This window comes from Fructilactobacillus sp. X2R6C1, from assembly GCF_059901295.1.
Genome location: NZ_JBWXUZ010000074.1, coordinates 1 through 242 on the forward strand (window position 1 = coordinate 1; position 242 = coordinate 242).

Genomic DNA, 242 nt, shown 5'->3' on the forward strand with positions numbered 1-242 from the left:
GGATCCTCGTCATCGCAATTAAAGCGGCGCCAGATGGTAAGAGGTATATGGCAGAGCGGCATTAATTTCTTAGCGGAAAGCCGGCGGTTTACGAGTGTTGACCCGCTGACGGCGTCGGCGACGATCCGCAATCCGCAGACGTTCAACCGCTACGCTTACGCGCTCAATTCGCCGTACAAGTTTACCGACCCGCTGGGGCTGATACCATCCTCGACCGGCGCCTGCGGCGGGTGGTGTCCGGG

General features: G+C 59.9%; 1 protein-coding gene. It reads left to right on the top strand.

The genetic code is table 11. The features are described 5' to 3' along the window. Window positions 1-33: 33 nt before the first annotated feature. Window positions 34-242 (top strand): RHS repeat-associated core domain-containing protein (locus tag AC6UDF_RS07415; protein WP_500724254.1); only part of this gene is annotated, 209 nt, incomplete at its 3' end.